Consider the following 17,342-nt stretch of genomic DNA (forward strand, 5'->3'; position numbering starts at 1 on the left):
GTAACTCTGAAATGATCTCGTCTAAAATTTTTGTAGGTGCCTTCCTCATTGGTTTGATGGTCGTTGCATCGGTTTCGCCCGTCCGGGCGCAAGCCAACTCTGGCGTTCATACGACGACGGATGACGCGCCGACGCCGACCAATACTGGCGACGGATGCGACCTCAAGAAGCTCATAAATTTTAAAGCGAGGGTCGGTTATAACATTCCCGGACCGAAAAGCGATTACCCCTCTGGTGGTGGCCCCGGCACCAGATCACAGGGTTCTCCTCTTGATCTTGGTGATCCAAAGGCTAACAAAGTTTTCGGCCCACATGGAAAATACAAAAAACTCGGTAAACCACGATCTGCAACCGGTAAGATGGGTAAGGGGCTCGACATCTATGACGGACTTGAATGGGCAAGAAAGTCTGCGAGCGTGTTTAAAAATCATGAAAAGAATGCTCTGCAGATAATTGCTGAAAAAGTTAAGACGACGACGAAAGAAATTTGTTCCAAACGAAATAACATGTGTAAAATTTCTCTTCATGAGATAGACCGCAGAATTAATGAGGCCGGAAAACGCGGGAGTGACGCGAAAAAACAGGGCGATCAAAGTGCAGAGAAGAAATCTTTCGATGATTATTGGAAACAATCCGGACAATTAAAAAAGAGTCAGAAGTTTAATCAGGGAGCCGAATGCTTAGGCAAGGCTCGGTATATAGGCATTACTTTTTCAGGTCTTGAAGGAGGACCTACATGGAAGCGGACGGTTAAAACGCCTAAGGAAAAAAAGTTGGATGAACTCAACCGCAAAATGAATGAGGCAATTAAAAGAGCCCGTGAAGCGAAGAATAATGGCGATGAGAGTGGCGTGGAAAAGGCGTTTGAAGAATACTGGGATCAAGTTGAGAAATCGCAAAAAATAGAGAAAACAAGATTGGGAGTTGGCCGTAAAGTGGATACTCGCAATGCTAATTCGGCATCATTATTATTCAAAGTGGACCCAAGAGATGATTTGGCTTGGTTGGTCAGAGCAGACTATGAAATTACGTGTTCTTGCAGTAATAAAAATATTCAATTTCAAAGAGCTTTGAAAAAATCGATCAGGCAATACGAACCAACCCCCGAAACCGACTCAAATATCGGCGATGGTTTTCTGATCGACAACCCCAACGATGCGAAATCACGCACTGCAATTCAAATGCGAAATCGCATGTATGAGGCTGAGATAACCAAGCCAAAGCCGAAACCGACAACGACGACAAGTACCAGGAAGCCGTCTTCTACGTCAACAACCACGACGACCGGCGAGCCCACACAGACAGGCGATCCCGTCAGCGAACCGTCGTTGCCAACCTTCAAGCCGCCTCCCGTGACAACGGAATTTAAAGAATTCAACTGCAACGCTAATACAGGCGAGTGCGTAGAGATCACGCCCAAATAACAGCGGACATGTGACCCCGCTACATACCGATTAATCTGCCACCAAGGCCAAAAGAGACTTGCGAAATCTTCGATCTCGCTTCAGGTGCCATTCGCGGCTCATGGCTTCTTTTTTTGTTGTGTATTTTTCGGCATATAAAAGTTGCCACGTGCGGCCTTTGGTTGAGCGTGCGCCGGTGCCTGCGTTGTGTTTCGACAATCTGTTATCTAAGTCGTTGGTCCAGCCGACGTAGGTGCGAGGTCCGCCTTTTCCATTGCTGCCCAGGACGTAGACAAAATTGCCCATGGTCTAGGCGGTATCTTCTTGAAACGCCGCGATTGTATCTAAAAAGGGGACAGCAAACTTTTTTAACTTGGCTTCGCCAACGCCATGAATTTCAGCAAATTCGTTTTCGTTTTGGGGGCAGCGCCGCGCCATGTCAGCCAGCGTCTTATCTGGGAAGACAGCATAGGCCGGCACCTTGCGTTTCTTGGCCAGTTCCAAGCGCAATTCTTTGAGGGCATTGAACAGAGTTGTTTCAGCGTCAGATAAATCGGCCGCCGCTGGAGCGGGCCGCGGTGCTTTTTTCTTCGGTCCTACGGGTCCTGTGTCTTCGCGATAACTAAAGCTTTCGTGGCCTTGTACCAAGTCTCGGCCTTTTTCCGTCATGGTCAGACCGCCGTGGCCTTGAACGTCTAACTGTAAATATCCGGCTGCGGTAAGTTGGCGGATGATGGAGCGCCAGCCTTCCTTGCTGATCTCTTTACCGGTGCCGTACGCTGGCAGCTGATCGTGATTAAAGTTGCGGATGCGCTCGGTATTTGCGCCGCGCAGGACATCAATTAAATGCGCTGCACCAAAGCGGTTGCCAGTGCCGGTGACGGCGGCCATTACTTTCTGAGCTTCGGTTGTGCCTTCTTTTAAGTCCGGCGGATTTATACATATATCGCAGTTGCCGCAGGGTTTGGAGGTTTCGCCAAAATAAGCCAGCAATGCTTGGCGGCGACATTCTGGCGATTCACAAAAGGCGATCAGCGTATCCAATCGTTTGTGCTCGCGGCGGCGGTGGTCTTCTTCGCCACCTTCTTGATCAATGAACATGCGCCGCATGCGGATGTCATCGAAGCCATACAGCATCATGGCTTCAGCGGGTTTGCCATCGCGACCCGCACGACCGATTTCCTGGTAGTATGCTTCTGTACTGGCGGGCAGATTAGCATGAAAGACATAGCGCACGTCCGGCTTGTCGATTCCCATGCCAAACGCAATTGTTGCGACCATCACGACATTGGGCTCGGTCATAAATGTATCTTGGTTGGTACTGCGGACGCTTTTGTCTAGCCCGGCGTGATAGGGCAGGGCGTGGATGCCATTGGCAGCCAGAAATGCGGCCGTTTCTTCGGTCTTCTTTCGTGACAGGCAATAGACGATGCCACTTTCGCCAGTGAAGGTATTTACGAATTCGAGTAATTGCTTTTTCCATTCGCGCCGCATCTCAACTGAAATTCGGATGTTCGGTCGGTCGAACCCTGAAACAAAGATCTGTCCTTTGCTGGCGAATAACTTGGCCGCGATATCTGAGCGGGTGGCTTCATCTGCGGTGGCGGTCATTGCCGCTAAGCGGGCGTTGGGAAAGACGTCTTTCAGTTTGCCAAGGTCTTCATACTCGGGTCTAAATGCAGGCCCCCAACGGGAAATACAGTGCGCCTCATCAACCGCGATAAGATCAACCGGCAATCGCGCCAGCGCATCTAACATCCGCACAGTCATCAAGCGTTCCGGAGAAATATATAAAATCCGTGTCTCACCGCTGGCCACGCGCCGCCAATTATCAGCATTATTCTCGTACGTTCGCGACGAATTAATCGTCTCTGCGGCAACACCTGCAAGCTTTAGCGCCGCGACTTGGTCCTCCATCAAGGCCACCAAGGGCGAAACGACAATGCAAAGGCCTCCGTTCATCAGCGCCGGAATTTGAAAACATAGCGACTTGCCGGAGCCCGTCGGCATGACCGCCAGTACGTTCTCACCCGTTACAAGAGTTGAAATTACTTCTTCCTGACCGGGACGAAAATTGTCATAACCGAAGACGTCTTTAAGGATTTTCTGGGCGTCAGCGATTGTCATTTTATCTCAGCGTCTTCTAGGGCTGCCTCTAGGGCGGTTTCTAGATCATTTCGAATTTGATCTAAATCTGCCTGTGCGTAGGGAACAGGTGTTCCTTGTCCCCAAACAGGTCCAGGCCAAGCGTCATCGTTTTGGTTCCGCGCTATCACATGAATGTGCAATTGTTCGACGAGATTACCTAACGCCCCAACATTTATTTTGTCAGGGGCATGGCACCTTTCCAGCACTTGGGACGTAACTGATATTTCTTCCATGAGTTGGATTCTTTCACCGGCAGCGAGATCATGAAGTTCCCGAAGTCCTGATTTTTGCGGCACCAGGATCAGCCATGGAAAGCGCGCGTCCTTCATAAGCAAGACTTGGCAGAGCTCTAATGTTGCGACAGGGACTGTATCTTGGGCCAATTGTGAGTGGAGTTTGAACATGCCGTCACCTTCGCCTGAATCACCGTCTCGAGCAAATACAGATTGAAGCTAAAGGACATTCGAAAGTGGAAATTGTTGGGTAAAAACATGATTTCAGAGGTGTGACAAATTTACGACGGGAAGACAAAAAATATTCTACAGTCATGAATTTGTTTAAATACCGTTAAAGAGTTGGATTAACATTGTGGCCCCCATACGGCTTAGGTTAATTCGGGAGTTAATTTGGGGGTTAATTCGGATCAATGTCTTGTCCAGAGAATGAGTGTTTTAAAAGCTCTGTTTGAAGGAACGTTGAGATGAAGGCGAATTTCATACGCGCATCAGTTGTTTTAGCCCTGCTGGGGTTAGGGCTTTCTGGCAACGCCTATGCGGATAATGACGATGGGAACTCTGGCTTTTACGCTGAAGTTGGCGGATCGTTATCCACGCCGTCTGATGTTGATGCGCCGTTTACCTCGACCCTTGGCACAGATGTGAATTGGGATACCAGTGGCGCTGTCGGTGTGAAGCTGAAGCTGGGCTGGGATTTTGGTAAAATTAGGTCCGATTTAAAAATCTCCGCATACGAGGGCGGTGTTGATACGATTGATAGTGTCACGGCCAGCCGAGATGATTTCTGGTTTGGGTCTGCGACCTTAAATGGTTACTGGGATATTGTTAACAAAAAGGTCGGTAAAAGATTATCCATTACGCCTTATGTTGGCCTAGGGGTTGGCGCAGTTGGTGGATATATTAGGGCCTCGTCGGTTTTAGCCGATGGTTCTGGTGCAACCCGCCGGGACAATCGCCGTGATATCGCATTAGCTGGACGTGCTATGATTGGCGCTCAATTGCATCTTTCTAAACATGTTGGGTTTACGATGGGTTATGATTTGCTGGTGGGGGGGATCGAAGGCAGTACCTTTACGAATCATGCCCTAGAGTTGGGGCTGCGTCTTACTTTTTAAAACACTTAGACGCGGATAATGAAATAAAAAGCCCCCTCCTTGTGGAGGGGGCTTTTTTAATTGAATTTCTTTCTCTAGCGGTGCTTATGCGTTAGGGAATGAGACATCATCAGAACGGCCGGAGCCATTATGCAGCTTGATATTTTTTCCGATACGATTTGTCCGTATTGCCTTATCGGTAAGCGGCGTCTTGATCAGGCGTTGGCGGAACGGCCTGGGCTGGATGTTCAGATCAGCTGGCTGCCGTTTCAGTTAGCCCCTGAAATGCCTGTCGAAGGCATTGACCGTAAACAACACCTGACCGAACGCTTCGGCTCTGTTGAGGCTGCGATGGAAAATTTTGAGGGTATGCGTCAGATGGGTCAGGCGGAAGGGATAGATTTCCGCTTCGATAAAATCGAGCGCTCAACCAACACGTTCGAGTCGCATCGTATGGTTTACTTCGCCCATGCCCATGGTCTGCAGGATGAGATGGTAGACGCACTGTTTGTCGCCTATTTTACAGATGGATTGTTTTTAGGGGATCATGAAGTTCTAGCCGGCATTGCTGAGAAGATCGGGTTGGATGGCGATGAAGTTCGTGCATTCTTAAAAAGTGATGACGCGTCAGAGGCGATCCGAACCGATGAAGCGCAAATTCGATCCATGGGAATTGAGAGCATCCCGCTTTATGTGATCAACGGAAGCATGCCGCTGAGCGGTTTGCAGTCCAAGGACGCTTTTTTGCGGTTTCTGGATCGGGGAGCTGCGGCTGGGGCCTAACTTTGGGGCCTAACGTCGACGCTTAATCAATTGGATCGTCTGCTCCAACGCTTGCAGGAACCTCGACCTGTCTTGTTTGGAGAAGCTCGCGTTATAACCCTTGATTTCACCCGTCTCGCGCAGGTGGGCGTTTAAATCCCGCATTGCCAAGGCCATGCCGATGCTTTCTTCAGTAAACGGTTTGCCGGTTGATCCTAAAACTTCTGCCTCTTGATCCAGGCAGCGTTTTGCCAAGGGAATGTCGGCGGTAATGGCGATATCGCCAGGGCCAACCCGTTCGGCGATCCAGTCGTCTGCGACATCGGGCCCGGCATCAACCACAACCATTTCTACCAACGGATGCTTGGGCAAGCGCATCCACGCGTTGGAGACGACATAGACCATGATCTCATGGCGCTCGGCCACTCGGATCACTTCATCTTTCACAGGGCAGGCATCGCCATCGACGTAGATTTCAAGCATGGTCTTCTCGGTGTATTTAGGAGTCTATCCAGCCTTGTAACGGTGCTTCCAATGCCTCAAGCGGCTGGTAGCCCATTGTTAGCGCCGCCAAACCTTTTTCGTCCTTAACCAGAACGGTTGGGAAGCCATTAACGCCGGTGGACCGCGACCATTGAAAGTCGGCAGCAGTTTCTTGGCGGGTGTCTTCAGCATTCATCACGTTCAGAAATTCGTCTCTATCAATGCCGTATTCCGTTGCTGCATCGGCAAACATATCATCTGAATTGGTGTCTTTGTTCTCGGCATAAAAGCCGGCCTGAATGTTGGCGAAGTAAGGGTATTCACTGCCCGGCTTTAGTTTTCGCACCGTGACGACAGCACGGCAGCAACGTTCAGTTTCATAATGCCAGCCTTCGTTTTCCAGGATATCAAATTTGAAAGCCTGACCTGAACGGTCGCCAATTTCCTTCCAGTGGTCACGTAGGAACTGGATGCGCTCCGGAGTCTGAATGCAGTTGTCACCAGCGTGTAGCCCGCCCACAACCAACCTCATCTTCACCGTATTTTTGTGTTTTTGATACAAGTGCTGGATGGTTGGCGAAAAGCCGTAGCACCACGAACACATGGGATCGCCGATATAGATGATTTCCTTGGTTGCTTCTTCAGACATTGGGGCACCTTTCACATTCGTCCTAAATTTTTTTGAGTGATAACGGCGCACCCCAAAAGAGTCACGTAGAAAGCATTGACTGGTGTGGCGCGGGCCGGAAATTCACCCTACAATTTTCCGCGACAGGGGGGGGAGATCATTGGGCGACCAATCTGAAGGCAATGAAGAAAAGGAATCGCGAACCGGAGAGCGGATTGCATTCGTTTTATTTTTTATTTCGTGCATGGCGCTGGCCTTTGGATACGGCACAGCTGCGGTCCGATTTGATTGGTTTCCATATAATATCCTTCGCGACGCGGCCAAAGCTGGGGCGGATTGGTCGAAAAATTGGAAGGCATATACGAAGACCGAACCTGTAAAACACTTGCGACCCGCAAAGTATGAAGGTCAAGGCGTTACGGTTTACGATAAAGATAAATCTCAACCCGGCGCAACGCTGCTGGCCGGTGTCTGGAAAGGGGCGGACGACTGGCATTTGGGGCTGCGCCTTGTCGGGCCAAAAGGTAATTTGATTCATGAGTGGCCCGTTAACCCGAAGGAGATTTGGCCCGTTTCTCCCCACAGTGATCTTGAGAAAGGGGGATGGAGCGATAAGTACACGACCCATATCCATGGCGCGACTTTGGTGTCCGGCGGGGATGTTATCTTTAATCTAGAATATCTCGGGCTGGTACGGATGAACGCCTGCGGCAAGGTCGTTTGGAAGTTGCCGAGTCGAACTCACCATGTCGTTTATCCCAGTGGTGATGGAACATTTTGGGTGGCGGGGCGGCGGTGGATTGAACAGAAAACGGATCGACACCCAGGCCTTATTTCGCCCTATACGGAAGAGACGCTTCTCCAAGTCTCCAAAGACGGCAAAGTATTGCGAGATATTTCCGTTCTTGATGTCATTTATGAATCAGGCCACGAGGGGCTTATGTTTGCCTCCAAATATGAGCCAGGAATAGGGACCGGAAGCGACAACGATTTTATGCATTTGAATGATGTTGAGGTATTGGAAGAGTCCATGGCGGATGCCTTTCCTTTATTTAGGGTGGGGGACATCATGATTTCACTTCGCAATATTAATGCCGTCATGGTTATCGATGGCAAAAAGGGACATATAAAATGGTCGATAACCCATCCCTTCATCCGCCAGCACGATCCAGATTTCACTAAGGATGGATTTATCACAGTGTTCGATAATCGCCGCGAAGGGTTCAACACTGTAGAGCCCCAAGAATTTGGTGGCAGTCGGATTATAAAAATTAATCCTGCGACGAAGGAGGTGACAAAGCTTTATCCCAAAAAGCCAGAGCAAAAATTCTTCTCCAACGTTTTGGGCAAGCACCAGCACTTGGCAAACGGCAATATGTTGCTGAGCGAGGCTGAGTTTGGCCGCGCCCTTGAAGTCACCCGCTCGGGCGAAATCGTTTGGAGCTATATTAACCGTTGGGATGAAACGCGTACGGCGTTTGTGGAGCAAGCGACACGATATCCCGCCCAATTCGCACAAGTCTCCAAATCCTCTTGCCGGTAGGCTATAAAGATATGATGAAGCTGATCGTCCCTCTAATCGCGACCGCCGTGGTTTTGCAGGCAAACCCCGCTTTGGCTTATGTCGGCCCTGGGGCCGGGCTAACCATGCTGGGGGCTCTCTGGGCGGTGATCGCAGCGGTCGCGCTGGTGCTGGTCGGGATCGTGATCTGGCCTGTGCGGATTTACCTCCGGCGACGTAAGGCGGCAGCCGAGGCCAAGTCCACCGATGATTAACGCGCTGTTCCCGCTACTGAATGGTATTGACGGACTGTTCTCTGATGCCCTGACGTGGCCCGTGCGAGTTTGCATCTGGGGGGTGGCGAGTGGTGCACTTGCCATGGGAGTTTATGCGCTCCTGTCACCACAGGCTGCAATCCGCCGACTAAAGGACCGTGCGAGGGAACTTCGAGGGTCTATGCTCCGGCCCGAGTTTTCCGAGACGCCATTTGGTCCCACGGCGAGAGAAAATCTTCGCGTATCCTTCGCGCTTTTGGCTCGAACGGCAGGACCAACATTGATTGCCGCACTTCCGGTTCTGGTCACCGCAATTTGGATCGACATTACCCATGGTTATGTCCTACCTGAGGCGGGGACCTTAAAAGTTCTGACCTCTGAACAGGAATCCGCTCCTGACGTTCGCTTGATTGTGTCTTCCGGAAAAACGCTCATCGTCATGGCGGGCCACCAGAAAATTTACGAAGGTCTTGTGACGGCGACCCCTTTTTTAGAAAAACGCCACTGGTGGAACAGCTTGGTCGAGGCTCCCGCCGGATACCTAGTCTCCGATAGCCCCGTCGAACAGGTCGCCCTCAACGTGCGTCGCCGAGATGTCTGGGCGCGGATGGCGGAGTGGGCTGCCGGGTGGGAAGCACCTTTCTTTATGTTTGTCTTCGCGGCTGCACTATTTTTTAAATTTCGCTATCGGATTGACTGAGGGGGCGGGGCTTTGAAAGTTTCCGCTCTGCAAAGTTTTTTGGGATGGGTCGGTGAAACCAACGCCGACTTGGTATATGGGCTGGCCAACATAGAAACCCGTATGCTGAAAGGATCGATAGCGGATATTCCCATCGACCGCCCTATTTTTATCTGTGGCCTAGCCAGGGCAGGAACGACGATCTTATTAGAGCTGTTGGCTCAGCATCCAGATACAGGAACCTTCCGCTACCAAGACTATCCCTTTCCCATGCTGCCAACGTGGTGGGACAAGATGAACTGGGCGCGCAATATCACACCCGTTGAGCGTTCCCACAAAGACGGCATCACCGTTACCCCTGAAAGTCCAGAGGCGATGGAAGAAATGATTTGGATGCATTTTTTTCCAGACTGCCACGATCCCAAAATCTCGAACGTTTTAGAAGACGCTGACGCGGCCCCTGAATTTTCCGACTTTTACCGTGCCATGATCACCAAGTTGCTGCATGCACGGGGCAGGGCGCGGTATCTGGCCAAGAACAACTACAACATCACCCGGCTAAAATTCCTCGCCAAAGAATTCCCCACCGCCCGCTTTGTCGTGCCGGTACGTGATCCAATTTGGCATGTCGCATCATTAATGAAGCAACATGCCCTGTTCAGCAATTCCGACTCCCGCACCCGCGCCTACCTTCGTCGTGCAGGCCACTTTGAATTTGGCCCAGACCGCCGCCCTATTAACGTGGGGGATGGCCTAGCAGACGAAATCATTAGCCTATGGGAACAAGATAAAGAGGTCGAAGGGTGGGCCAAATACTGGGCGAGTATGAATGGGTATCTGCGAAAGACTCTAGACGGTGACACTGACTTGGCGGATAGGGTGCTAATCGTCAGGTATGAAGATTTGTGTCAGTCGCCAAAGGACGGGCTCCGGCAAATATTTGAGCATGTAGATTTGGGGGTTGCGGGGGAGTTTATTGAGAGGTTAGCGGAAAGGCTGCAAGCGCCGCGTTATTATGAGCCTGGATTTTCGGAGGAGGAGGTATTGATGATTCGAGAACTGACGCATAAAGTTTGAACCAGACCCAGCCCACTTGCTCCGTAACAAATTTAAGAGAAAAAATTTCATGACAAAAAATCGTTTAGAAGAAGCGGCAGACCGATCCGAAATCCTTCAGGTATCGATGTTTACATTGGTCTACCGCGATCGTGGAGATTGGGACGAGTTGTTTGACTGCTTTCATCCTGATGCGCAAATTACGACGTCTTGGTTTGAAGGAAACGCCCACGAATTTATCGAGGGCTCAAGCAAAATGATGGGCAGCCATGATCCTGCTGATAGCCAGAAGCATTTCGCAGGCAATCCACGTGTCATCACGAATGGTGAAGATCGTGCTGTGTGCGAGTACTACCTGACGCTCCATCAGCGCCGGCGGATTGATGGCTATCTTTTCGATTTTCAAACGTGGTCAAGTACCGTGGATATGTTCGAGCGACGCGATGACAAGTGGCGGGTGCTCGGTCGATGGAACATTTATGAAAAGGATCGGATGGATCCTCACAAACCTGGTGAGGTGCCGATGAGCTTTTTTGAGGAGATGGACCTGACACCCTATCCCGAAGGGCTTCAGTATCACTGTTGGCGCAATGCGCGCGGAAGCAGCGAAATGCCATCTAAAGGATTTGTCATAGAAGGAACCGAACGGGCAAAGGATACCCGTGCAGCTGCGCAACGTTGGCTCGATGGGGGCGCGCGTCCTTGGGAAGAATAGGAACGCGTTCTTCGAACCTCTATTATTGAATGAATTGATATTTCTGGAGCAAGCTCCGAACATCATCGGGGATTGTTTCTGAGCGGTTTTCTGTAGGATTAAAATAGACCCAGGTCATTTCATTGGTCGCGATACATTCTCCTTTGCAAAAAATAGCTTGAGCCAAGGTGCTCGATTTATTGCCTATTTTGGAAACCGCCGTACCAATCTCAATGGTTCCCGGAAAAAACGCCTGCGCCAAATAATCAATGGTAAATCGAGCCGCGATAAATCGAATGGTTTCGCCATATTCCTCAGTCAGATGATCGACAAAGTTGGTACGGCCTGTTTCTCCATAGACGGCAAAGGCAATATTATTGACGTGATTATTACGGTCGATATCTTGAAACCGAATGGTGTCATTTGTCCGGTAGGGGTAGGCTTCGATGTTTGTTGGAATTGCAGTTGCAGTTGTTTTTTCAGTGGTGTCGTTCATTGGAGTTTATTTACCTAGTTATCTTTGTGTGATCCCATCTGGTGAGATGCAGAATTATTGTAATAATGATTACCCTTAGGCTGCGGTCAATCATCAACCATGCTGTTGACCTTAAACCAATCGCCCAATTCCTCTTCAGTCACTGAGCCCTCTGCCGCACCCAGCATGGTATTAACGATATCCACTTGATCAGGCGTGCAAATAACATCGTTCAGTTCCAGAAAAACGATGGCGGTGATATAGGCTGTTCTTTTGTTTCCATCGTGAAATGGGTGTCCCTTGACGAGTGCAAAGCAATAGGCCGCCGCAAGGGTGAAAATTTCTGGTTTAGGATCGTCATAGTGCCATTTGTTGAGCGGGCGTCCCAAAGCTGCTTTAAAAAGATTCTCGTCGCGGACTTCCCCTGAAAGACCGCCAAATTGTGCAACCGCTTGGACGCTGATCGCCGCCACTTCATCCTCAGTAACCCATACAGGCTCTTGCTGAACAGGCATGGTTATTTAGCAAGTTCTTTCAGGGCATCGCGGTCACGTGCCATGATACGCTTAGCTATATCCATCGTTTTCTCAAACTTAGGATCATAAGGCGTGACCAAAATCCCATGCGGAGTTTCAACAGTATAGAGCTTGTCGCCTTCTTTGACATTGAGCCGGTTTAAAACCTCCTTCGGCCATGTAGTGGCCAGAGAGTTCCCAGTCTTGCGCAGCTTGAGTTCCATGTGTTCCTCCTTAAAGTAATTACTTATGTTAGTATATAAGTAAAATTATTGCAAGATGCAGCATCCTAATTTCCGCTGGTTATTCGCCTAACAACCGGTCAGAATCATCTCAAATTTGGATTCTAAAAGGATAGACGACGGATGGCTTTGAAACGGGTGGCTTTGGAAATTGGTATGGGGACGGATATTCGCGGCGGTGATTATACCAAGGCTGCAGTTCGTGCGCTCCGGGATGCGCTTTGGCATAACTCTTTATCGGTGGCGACGGCGCTGGGTCTTGATGTTGAGTCGATGCAGGTCGAAGTCAACATCGGTGTGCCCAAGCCTGATGAGGTGGATAAGGACGCTGTTTTGGCTGTCTTGCCCCATGGCACGGGCACGGTGAATGTTGTCGAAGGCGGGCTGGAAATTCCCAAGGATGACAGCGCCGACATTACCATCATGGCAAGTGCTGCCGCGGTCGTGCGGTTAGATGTACCGGATAGAATCTGAGGAGAATGCCATGACAGCCAAACGCGTCATTTTAGAAATGGGAACCGGCAATGATTTGCACGGCGGCGACTATACCAAGGCAGCCCTTCGCGCGGTGCAAGACGCTATCCATCACAGTTCGCTCACCATGATCCGCACATTGGGTGTGGATAAAAGCACGGTCCAGGTGGACGTCACCATCGGCGTACAAAAGCCTGAAAATGTGGATGCGGATGCGGTTAAAGAGACACTGCCGCTGGGAAAGGTTTCCGTACGGGTGGTGAAGGGGGGGCTAGACGTGCCCGATGATGATGGCGACGACATCGCCGTAATCGCAAGCGCTGCGGTAGAGGTGAGGTTGCCACTGCCGTAATCTGTTTAAAAAAAAGGGGGAGGCTTCGATGGTCAAATCAGTAAGGCGCGTCGTCACCGGACACGACGAAAATGGCAAGGCGGTCGTTATTACCGATAGCGATGCCGAGAATGTTGTGGTCTCAGAACATCGACCCGGTGGCCGAACCAACCTTTGGCGAACGGATGCGACCCCAGCCTGCTATGGCGGAGAGAAGGATGAGGCCGATGCGGATTTCACCACTGAACCTCTTGCTAACGGCACGAACTTCCGCATCAACGAATTCCCACCAGCGAACGACGAAGAAATTGCCGCCTATGATCCAATGAAGGCGTTTGGTGCCGTGGGTTCCGCGCACTTGGTGGTCGAAGGCGCACGCCACCCTTTCATGCACCGCACAGAGACCTTGGATTACGCGATCGTGTTGGAAGGCAAAATCGATATGTTGCTGGATGATGAAGATGTGCATCTGAAGGCCGGTGATGTGGTTATTCAGCGTGGCACCAACCATGCCTGGGCCAACCGCTACGATAAGGTCTGCCGGGTGGCGTTCGTCCTCATTGATGGCGTGGATTCAGACGGTAAGAAACGTCCTCGAGATTAATCGTGGGGGTAAGGCTGCTATGCCCCAAACTGATCAAATATCCTGCCGAATCGCCAACGATAGAATTCAGTCGTTTCAAATAGCCCACCTTGGACGAAGGGGTCGTTCTCCCAAAGTACCTGCGCGGCCTCAATATCTACTGCATCTAGGATCGTTAACGTGCCGAGAGGCTGGTCTCTATCATCGGTTAAGAACTGGCCATAGGTTATGCAAGAATTGTGGATGCTTTCACGATAAGCACGGTGCGAAGCGTTTAGTTCCTCCCGCAATTCTCCCTGGCCCGGTTTGTCATAGGCCAGAACCAGAAACTGAATGTTTCCTCGTTTTCGCGGACAATCGCGAAAAGTATAGGGAATCTGCGCCTCGTAGCGATGAATGGTTGTGCCATATTGCAGGCCGCCGGTGATGAATGGCTCGTCGGCCTCATGCTGTTCCACGGCGGCCTTGTCGGGCATGTCGAGAATTTTGAAACTGCCCAGTTCCCGCGTGCCATCATCGGTCAGGAAAGGGCCATCAAAATACGTTGCCGCCTCAAACAGCTTGAGGTAAGCCAGATGTGCTTCTCGCAGTTCTTCACGCAACGCGCTTGAGTTTTCTTTGTCTAGGGTTTTTACGATAAATAACATTGAGTAAGCTCACTGAACGATGAAGATGATGGTCTGATAATGCCTAGCAGAAAGAGCACAGGGTTGGAAAAGAAATTTGGGATGTCCGGCTCAGCGTGTTTCAGGAGTGTGTTAATGAAAAGAACAATTTTGTATGCCCTTTCTGTCGTGGCGTTAGGGGGGTGTGATCCTATTTCTGAGCCAGAGGTTATTAAGAAATCTCCGTCTGGCATCACCCTGATCGGCGCAAAGGACAATTGGCGACAAATGATGGCCGACCAATCTCTTGCCGCCAAAGCCCGAGAGCATTGTTACATCTACAATAAAAAGGCCGTTTTGATTGAGACCCCGGATTTTACGACGACGTTCGAGTGCCGGTGAGGGAAGGGATGTGGGTAATTAGGACACTGAATAATTACTCTACACTCTCTGCGTGTGGAGTTGCGCTCGTAGGCACTATAAGTTAATGTTAAGTACAAAAGCATGTAAAGGCGCTAAAATTGATTGTTAGCGAAGAAAATCGTCGTTCAGTAGACAAGAGAAGGACGCAATTTGAGCGCCGGGGCAGAATTTGTGCTTCCGTCGGTCCTATAGATAATCGGTCCGAAAATGAACGCCGTAATACCCGCTATCGGCGTATGGATGGCAACACGAGCTTTGCCGAAATCCGTCGCCGTAGAAACGAAATTAATTCCCAAAAGAATTAGGCTATAAAAACCTCACTCCTTACCCCCCTACCAATGCCCTGCTAAAACTTTTTTATATGTCACCAGGGAAATATCGGGTAAAATTCAACTCTGTTACTGGAGGATTAAATGCGTCGGGTATTCATCTTCGCGTGTGCCTTAGTTGTGGCGTCATGTGAGACCACAAAAGCCGAGTGGGAGGCATTCTATCGCGCCGAATGCATCGCTAGATTTGACGAACTTTCTCCCGGCGAACCGGTTACTGAAGAGGAAATAAGCGTTTGTATGGAATTCAGGCGCTCCGGCCTAACTTGGGGCTTTGACTGGCTGGATGGCGACGACAATGACCGCAATAACCAATAGTCTTTATTGCCTGTAAGGCCCCAATTAGACTCCCATCAAACGTTTCGTTTTTTTAGGATATCGATCAAATTATCGACGCCCCCTTGCCTGCGCAGGATTGAGCCGAATTCCTGGCGAAGAGTCAGCGCCATGCTAATTCCTCCGACAGAAAGGTCTAGAATTCGGTAAGCGCCATCGCGTTGGCGCAGTCGCCAGTCGGCGCGCAGAGGTTCTAAATTTGTGTTCACAATCTTACTCCGTACCAAAATGTCTTTCTTGCCGATGACTTTGGTATTGATGACGCTAAATTTATCAACTTCTGCGCCGCCCAATCGGGCCGAGTACGTGTGAACTACGTAGTTCCTAAAGACCTTCATATAATTTGCGCGTTGCGCTTCGCTGGCGCGTCGCCAATGCTTGCCCATGACCAAACGCCCAATCAAAGGAATATCAAGGTCACGCGCCAAGAGTTTGCCAAATTGTGTTTTTCTTCGTTCCTTGGTGATTGCAGAATTGGAGAGAATAGCCAGAACCTCTCGGCTAAGCTGCTCAATCCGCTGAGTTGCCGGATGTGTTTGTGTGCCAACAGATGCGATCTCAATCCGCGTCGGTTTTTTGAGGTCGTTTTCAGTCGCGCCAGATTTCGGCGATGGTTTAGACACAGGTTCTTGGGCCTGTTCGACGTCCGGCGGCGGCAAAACCGATTGTGAAAAATCATCCGTAGATTGCCGACAGGCACCCAGAGCAAGCACCGAAGCAACCACAATAACCGGCAATTTTCCCTTATCAAAAAAGCAGCCGACGGCCTTCACATCATCTTGAATCTCTATATCACCCATCGTTTCCATCCTTTTAAAAAGTAAACCCAACGTCCAATTATGAGCCGCTCCATACAACCAAACCCGAAGGCTCCGTTGGTTACAGAGAGGCGTTGCCAGGGGGAGGAATGGCAACAGTTAGGCTATGGAAGGGTTAGCGCCGGAATTTTCTAAACTCGCTAAGATTGCTAAGAATCAGACTGTGATGGTAGTTTGCCATCCATGAGGCGTCGTTTAGCAACATAGAGAGAGGTGTGGCGAGATGTATAGAGAACCGAAGATGCTCATTATTGCGTCTGTACTGGCAATTTCGGCTTGTGGCACCCCTGATGTTGATACCAGTTCTGATACATTTAATTATGAAAAATATACAGAAGACCTAAGCGCATGTCGGGGCGGTTCCGCCGCGAAAACCTTTCTAGGAAATTTGCGGGATGCAGGGCCTTCTTCAATGGATGGTGCATCAGAAGGTGCATCTAGTGCGGGGACGGCAAGTGATTCAGCAGTAGGTTCTTATGGTAAAGCAATCCTCGGTGGCATTACCGGCGTTTTTGTCGGCGCATATAAACCATTCCAAGTAAAAGAAGAAAGCGTCCGAAACTGCATGATGGAGAAAGGGTATCGGGTTCGCTCGTAATCTGTATAACGGGCCACCGTAAATGCGTGTCTTATTACACTAACGCGATTCTTTTGACGTCGTTAATATCGTTCCCATCGCTTCATGCTCACGCCGACATCATCGCTAAGCCTGAATTAAATCTTGGGCCCTTAATTATTATTGCCCCACCTACCTCGCTCTGAGCGTTCAATAGCAGCAAATTGTTCCGCTAGACTGACGCCATATTCTTTTTCGACTCTCTTTACGAGCTTTTTTGCCTTGCCATCAGAAAATGCCTTGAACTGATTATTCAGATGCTTGCGAATGGCCTTCTTATTTTCACCCGATAAGTACGGCGAGGCTTTTGCGAGAAATTCTTGAAATAGCTTATCAACTTCCTCAATCTCTTTTTCTTGGTCCATTTTTCACAAATTCCCTTCCTGATTTGCAGTTTAGCAGCTTTCTTCTTCGATCCAGGTCCAAACAAGCATTTATATGCGTACGGGCCTAGCACTTGATCATATCTTAGGCAAACTCCGCAAGAGTCATCGCTACAGCCTTGGCGTATGCCTCATACTGTACGCGGAATCCGCCTCTCTAACGCTTCAATGCGACCAGCCGCGCCGTAGCGTAAACGAAGGCGGGTGGTGCCGGGTAGAGGAGTCGAACCCCCGACCTACTGATTACAAATCA

25 protein-coding genes are annotated in these 17,342 nt (G+C 50.0%); 14 read left to right on the forward strand and 11 right to left on the reverse strand.

Features of this window, described 5'->3' with window-relative positions:
* Window positions 1-359 precede the first annotated feature (359 nt).
* Window positions 360-1,424, forward strand: coding sequence for a hypothetical protein (locus HOM51_16770; protein MBT5036169.1), 1,065 nt, complete (start codon window positions 360-362; stop codon window positions 1,422-1,424).
* Between the two features lie 30 nt (window positions 1,425-1,454).
* On the opposite strand, the gene HOM51_16775 is transcribed toward HOM51_16770, so the two are convergent.
* Genes HOM51_16775 through HOM51_16785 form a run of 3 tightly spaced genes read right to left on the reverse strand, consistent with a single transcriptional unit; the run spans window position 1,455 to window position 3,955 of the window.
* Window positions 1,455-1,709: a GIY-YIG nuclease family protein gene (locus tag HOM51_16775; protein ID MBT5036170.1), complete on the reverse strand. Its 255-nt coding sequence runs from the start codon at window positions 1,707-1,709 to the stop codon at window positions 1,455-1,457.
* Window positions 1,710-1,712: 3 nt separating this feature from the next.
* The gene (recQ, locus tag HOM51_16780; GenBank protein ID MBT5036171.1) at window positions 1,713-3,530 is read right to left on the reverse strand and encodes a DNA helicase RecQ; all 1,818 of its coding nucleotides are present in this window, start codon (window positions 3,528-3,530) and stop codon (window positions 1,713-1,715) included.
* Entirely contained in the window at window positions 3,527-3,955 is a 429-nt protein-coding gene (locus tag HOM51_16785; protein ID MBT5036172.1) for an HIT domain-containing protein, read from the reverse strand. The genes recQ and HOM51_16785 overlap by 4 nt, the downstream gene beginning before the upstream one ends.
* Before the next feature lie 296 nt (window positions 3,956-4,251).
* Between HOM51_16785 and HOM51_16790 the strand changes: the two genes are divergently transcribed.
* Both HOM51_16790 and HOM51_16795 read left to right on the forward strand, forming a co-directional pair.
* Complete coding sequence (locus tag HOM51_16790; protein MBT5036173.1) at window positions 4,252-4,902, forward strand: outer membrane beta-barrel protein; 651 nt, start codon at window positions 4,252-4,254, stop codon at window positions 4,900-4,902.
* Window positions 4,903-5,031: 129 nt separating this feature from the next.
* The gene (locus tag HOM51_16795; protein MBT5036174.1) at window positions 5,032-5,664 is read left to right on the forward strand and encodes a DsbA family oxidoreductase; all 633 of its coding nucleotides are present in this window, start codon (window positions 5,032-5,034) and stop codon (window positions 5,662-5,664) included.
* Between the two features lie 9 nt (window positions 5,665-5,673).
* Here the strand turns inward: HOM51_16795 and HOM51_16800 are convergent, their stop codons facing one another.
* Both HOM51_16800 and HOM51_16805 read right to left on the reverse strand, forming a co-directional pair.
* Window positions 5,674-6,126 (reverse strand): YaiI/YqxD family protein, encoded by a 453-nt coding sequence (locus HOM51_16800; protein ID MBT5036175.1) that lies wholly within the window; start codon window positions 6,124-6,126, stop codon window positions 5,674-5,676.
* 16 nt (window positions 6,127-6,142) lie between these two features.
* Window positions 6,143-6,775: a DsbA family protein gene (locus HOM51_16805; protein ID MBT5036176.1), complete on the reverse strand. Its 633-nt coding sequence runs from the start codon at window positions 6,773-6,775 to the stop codon at window positions 6,143-6,145.
* 139 nt (window positions 6,776-6,914) lie between these two features.
* On the opposite strand from HOM51_16805, the gene HOM51_16810 reads away from it, so the two are divergent.
* The 5 genes from HOM51_16810 (at window position 6,915) to HOM51_16830 (ending at window position 10,980) form a co-directional block, all read left to right on the forward strand.
* Window positions 6,915-8,297, forward strand: coding sequence for a hypothetical protein (locus tag HOM51_16810; protein ID MBT5036177.1), 1,383 nt, complete (start codon window positions 6,915-6,917; stop codon window positions 8,295-8,297).
* Window positions 8,298-8,308: 11 nt separating this feature from the next.
* Window positions 8,309-8,530 (forward strand): hypothetical protein, encoded by a 222-nt coding sequence (locus HOM51_16815; GenBank protein MBT5036178.1) that lies wholly within the window; start codon window positions 8,309-8,311, stop codon window positions 8,528-8,530.
* Window positions 8,523-9,230, forward strand: coding sequence for a hypothetical protein (locus tag HOM51_16820; protein ID MBT5036179.1), 708 nt, complete (start codon window positions 8,523-8,525; stop codon window positions 9,228-9,230). The genes HOM51_16815 and HOM51_16820 overlap by 8 nt, the downstream gene beginning before the upstream one ends.
* Window positions 9,231-9,332: 102 nt before the next feature.
* Window positions 9,333-10,286, forward strand: coding sequence for a sulfotransferase (locus HOM51_16825; protein ID MBT5036180.1), 954 nt, complete (start codon window positions 9,333-9,335; stop codon window positions 10,284-10,286).
* Window positions 10,287-10,335: 49 nt separating this feature from the next.
* The gene (locus HOM51_16830; GenBank protein MBT5036181.1) at window positions 10,336-10,980 is read left to right on the forward strand and encodes a SnoaL-like domain-containing protein; all 645 of its coding nucleotides are present in this window, start codon (window positions 10,336-10,338) and stop codon (window positions 10,978-10,980) included.
* Window positions 10,981-11,002: 22 nt separating this feature from the next.
* Here the strand turns inward: HOM51_16830 and HOM51_16835 are convergent, their stop codons facing one another.
* The 3 genes from HOM51_16835 to HOM51_16845 all read right to left on the reverse strand — a co-directional run bounded on the left by HOM51_16835 (window position 11,003) and on the right by HOM51_16845 (window position 12,173).
* The gene (locus tag HOM51_16835; protein ID MBT5036182.1) at window positions 11,003-11,455 is read right to left on the reverse strand and encodes an acyl-CoA thioesterase; all 453 of its coding nucleotides are present in this window, start codon (window positions 11,453-11,455) and stop codon (window positions 11,003-11,005) included.
* Window positions 11,456-11,541: 86 nt separating this feature from the next.
* Window positions 11,542-11,949, reverse strand: a complete 408-nt coding sequence (locus HOM51_16840) for a type II toxin-antitoxin system death-on-curing family toxin (GenBank protein ID MBT5036183.1) — start codon at window positions 11,947-11,949, stop codon at window positions 11,542-11,544.
* 2 nt (window positions 11,950-11,951) lie between these two features.
* Entirely contained in the window at window positions 11,952-12,173 is a 222-nt protein-coding gene (locus HOM51_16845; protein ID MBT5036184.1) for an AbrB/MazE/SpoVT family DNA-binding domain-containing protein, read from the reverse strand.
* 141 nt (window positions 12,174-12,314) lie between these two features.
* Between HOM51_16845 and HOM51_16850 the strand changes: the two genes are divergently transcribed.
* The 3 genes from HOM51_16850 to HOM51_16860 are packed head-to-tail and all read left to right on the forward strand — an operon-like array spanning window position 12,315 to window position 13,600.
* Window positions 12,315-12,665 (forward strand): hypothetical protein, encoded by a 351-nt coding sequence (locus HOM51_16850; protein ID MBT5036185.1) that lies wholly within the window; start codon window positions 12,315-12,317, stop codon window positions 12,663-12,665.
* Between the two features lie 10 nt (window positions 12,666-12,675).
* The gene (locus HOM51_16855) at window positions 12,676-13,017 is read left to right on the forward strand and encodes a hypothetical protein (GenBank protein ID MBT5036186.1); all 342 of its coding nucleotides are present in this window, start codon (window positions 12,676-12,678) and stop codon (window positions 13,015-13,017) included.
* Window positions 13,018-13,045: 28 nt separating this feature from the next.
* Window positions 13,046-13,600 carry a cupin domain-containing protein gene (locus HOM51_16860; protein MBT5036187.1) on the forward strand — a complete coding sequence of 185 codons (555 nt, stop codon included), beginning with the start codon at window positions 13,046-13,048 and terminating at the stop codon, window positions 13,598-13,600.
* A gap of 17 nt (window positions 13,601-13,617) precedes the next feature.
* Here HOM51_16860 and HOM51_16865 read toward each other — a convergent pair whose 3' ends face one another.
* Entirely contained in the window at window positions 13,618-14,226 is a 609-nt protein-coding gene (locus HOM51_16865; GenBank protein ID MBT5036188.1) for a hypothetical protein, read from the reverse strand.
* A 114-nt stretch (window positions 14,227-14,340) separates the two neighbouring features.
* On the opposite strand from HOM51_16865, the gene HOM51_16870 reads away from it, so the two are divergent.
* Complete coding sequence (locus HOM51_16870) at window positions 14,341-14,586, forward strand: hypothetical protein (protein ID MBT5036189.1); 246 nt, start codon at window positions 14,341-14,343, stop codon at window positions 14,584-14,586.
* A 434-nt stretch (window positions 14,587-15,020) separates the two neighbouring features.
* Window positions 15,021-15,254: a hypothetical protein gene (locus HOM51_16875; GenBank protein MBT5036190.1), complete on the forward strand. Its 234-nt coding sequence runs from the start codon at window positions 15,021-15,023 to the stop codon at window positions 15,252-15,254.
* A gap of 35 nt (window positions 15,255-15,289) precedes the next feature.
* On the opposite strand, the gene HOM51_16880 is transcribed toward HOM51_16875, so the two are convergent.
* On the reverse strand, window positions 15,290-16,072 hold the full coding sequence (locus tag HOM51_16880; GenBank protein ID MBT5036191.1) for an ABC transporter substrate-binding protein: 783 nt from the start codon (window positions 16,070-16,072) through the stop codon (window positions 15,290-15,292).
* Between the two features lie 241 nt (window positions 16,073-16,313).
* Here HOM51_16880 and HOM51_16885 point away from each other — a divergent pair, with 241 nt between their 5' ends.
* Window positions 16,314-16,688 (forward strand): hypothetical protein, encoded by a 375-nt coding sequence (locus HOM51_16885; GenBank protein MBT5036192.1) that lies wholly within the window; start codon window positions 16,314-16,316, stop codon window positions 16,686-16,688.
* Window positions 16,689-16,819: 131 nt separating this feature from the next.
* Here HOM51_16885 and HOM51_16890 read toward each other — a convergent pair whose 3' ends face one another.
* Window positions 16,820-17,071, reverse strand: coding sequence for a hypothetical protein (locus tag HOM51_16890; GenBank protein MBT5036193.1), 252 nt, complete (start codon window positions 17,069-17,071; stop codon window positions 16,820-16,822).
* Between the last annotated feature and the right edge of the window lie 271 nt (window positions 17,072-17,342).

It is taken from the genome of Rhodospirillaceae bacterium (assembly GCA_018660465.1).
In the GTDB taxonomy this organism is placed as follows: Bacteria; Pseudomonadota; Alphaproteobacteria; order Rhodospirillales; family JABJKH01; genus JABJKH01.